This window comes from Paenibacillus sp. 2TAB23 (assembly GCF_052115165.1).
Classification (GTDB): domain Bacteria; phylum Bacillota; class Bacilli; order Paenibacillales; family Paenibacillaceae; genus Pristimantibacillus.
In genome coordinates this window covers 1-2739 of the sequence record NZ_JBFRGD010000057.1, presented here as the reverse complement: position 1 = coordinate 2739, position 2739 = coordinate 1, and the positions used below count along the sequence as shown (strand labels likewise).

Below are 2739 nucleotides of genomic sequence, written 5' to 3'. Positions count from 1 at the left end.
ACTTATGCATCTGCGTTCATTGAAGAAAACTCGAAAGGACGTTTCTTTGCATGATCCGATTGGCACGGATAAGGAAGGCAATGAGATCACGTTGATCGATATCCTCGGCACGGAGGCCGATGATATTGTGGATAAGGTGCAGCTGAAGATTGAGAAGAGCAAGATCTATAAGAATTTGGATATACTCGATGATCGTGAGAAAGAAGTTGTGATCGGCCGCTTCGGGCTGGAGCATGGCGGGGATGAGCGGACGCAGCGGGAGATTGCGAAGGAATTGGGCATCTCGCGGAGTTATGTGTCGCGAATTGAGAAGAGGGCATTGATGAAGCTTTATCATGAGTTTTATAAGGCGAAGCGTTAGAGGCTGACTTGAGTTTCTAAATAAAAGCTTGTTTTATTGTTTGAAGGAATAAAGTTAGGGATTTATTACTCAATTTTATATTATTATGTGAAACCAAATGGCAGAGATGTCGTTTGGTTTTTTATTGTTTACAACCCAAACATAAGGAATGTTGTTCAGTATTAGTCAGGAAAGAATGGATTGTCTACAGAAAACTGGGCAATATTTATGAGGTTAATTATCAAGCTTCTATTGGTATATAGACCCCAGCGTACCGTAATTATACTAGTTGACGTAGTCTCTAAGTTCCAGTGTGCCAATTGTTCATAGTTCTGAAAATATGACACATTAAGCCGAAACAGTTGGACAGAAGGCGATTCTGGAAATCAAACGATATTTAAGTATGACAATTGGGATCGGAATGTGAAAACAACAAATGCTGATGGAACCTTTAGTACGGCTAGCTTTGAAGACTTGATCTATAAATCCATTGTGAGAGACGAGGAAGGTAATGCAGCCTTAAGTCAATACGATGCTTACGGCAGACTCCTCTATTCGCAAGCCCAAAAAGGCGGAGCCTACTATACTGTACAATCGTATTCCTACGATGAAGTGGGTCAAGTGACGTCTGTACAGGATGCATTAAACAACTTTACGAATCATTACTATGATGCGTTAGGTCAATTAACGAGTGTGAAAAATGCCAACCAAGAAACCACTGCTTACCAGTATGATCTATTTGGCAACCTAACGACGACCATCTATCCAGGTGGTAGTAAACTACAGAAACAATATGATGAACTGGGGCGTTTAAAAACGCAGACGGATCCATCGGGTAAAATCAGAAAAGTGTTCTATGATGCAAATGGTAATATGAATCGATTTGAAGATCGCAAAGGTACTGCCTTTACGTATGTCTATGATACGCGAAATCGGATGATTACGAGGACGAGTCCTAGTGAAACGATTGCTTACACGTATACCCTAGACGGACAACGGAAAACGATGACCGACCAAACCGGAACGACGACTTATACGTATGACGCAAATACGGGACAGCTTACCAATCAGAAATATCCGGACAACAAAACGATCTCACATACGTACGATGGACATGGTAAAATGCTTACGACATCGGGGCCTTTTGCGCGCACGACAACGTATGGGTATGACAATGTCAACCGTCTTAAAACGGTGTCGACGGATACAAATCTGAATGCAACCTATTCGTATTTGAAAAATGATGTAATTAGTAAGATTGAGGGAGCTAATGGGATAAACTCGGAGTTCACCTACGATGGTTTGAAAATGACACAATTACAACATAAGAAGACAAGTGGGACGGTCATCAATAAGTACGAGTATACACATGATTTGACGGGTAACATTGTGAATAGGAAGGAGAATGGGGAGAGCACGACGTTCAGTTACGGTACACTGGGACGAATCCAAACTAATTCCCAATTTAACGAAGCGTATGAGTATGATTCAAAAGGAAATCGGAGTGCTTTAACTTCGGAAGCTTTGCCGGAGTTTACGGATGCGACCTACGAGTACGATGATTGGAATCGTCTTACCAAAGTCACCACGTTTGAAGGCGTAATTACGTATAAGTATAACGGTGACGACCGATTAGTGGAGCGGACGGAGAATGGGGAAACGATTCGTTATTATTGGAGTAATGACCGTATCGTTGCAGAAGGAAAGGTTATAGGTGGGGTTGTATCCGAAAAAGCCTCTTACGTCTATGGTGTTGGTTTGCTCGAGCGGATTAATGGTTCCGATGGCAGCCGTTCTTCTTATCTCCTGAATGGCCACGGCGATGTCGTGGAAATGAGGGATATGCAAGGAATTGTGCAGAATCAATATACCTATGATATTTGGGGAAAACCTCTACAAGAAACGGAATCGGTTGATAATCCATTCCGTTACTCGGGCGAATATTGGGATGATAGCGTTAATCTTCAATATTTAAGAGCGCGGTGGTATGATCCTTCAACGGCACGGTTTATCAATGAGGAYACGTATGAAGGGGAATTGACGAATCCRTTAAGTCAGAATCTTTATACGTATGTAGTAAATAATCCACTGCTATATACTGATCCTAGTGGTAATCAACATATAATTGATGGAAGTGTATCAACGCCAAAAGGGAATTTAATCTATTTAGATAAATTAAGTCAATTAGAACTAACTGACATAATTATGAATCCATATGAGTCACCAGCAGTAGTACAAGCAGCTGTTGATGAGTTTGTAAGAAGGAATTTCTTGGTTGTTGAAAATGGTGTACTAAAGGTTGCAGAAGGTGTTAAGATATTTGTAAAATCAATGAAAAATATTTTAGTAAATACTCATAAGGCGACACAAAATGTTGTGAAAACAACAAAAGTAAAGTA

2 protein-coding genes are annotated in these 2739 nt (G+C 40.7%); both read left to right on the top strand.

Annotated elements, in window-relative coordinates; genetic code table 11:
- A partial coding sequence (locus AB4Z29_RS32215) for a sigma-70 family RNA polymerase sigma factor (protein ID WP_441946950.1) occupies positions 1 to 361 on the top strand: 361 nt, incomplete at its 5' end.
- Positions 362 to 763: 402 nt separating this feature from the next.
- Positions 764 to 2739: RHS repeat domain-containing protein (locus AB4Z29_RS32210; RefSeq protein ID WP_441946949.1), on the top strand; the 1976-nt coding region annotated here is incomplete at its 3' end.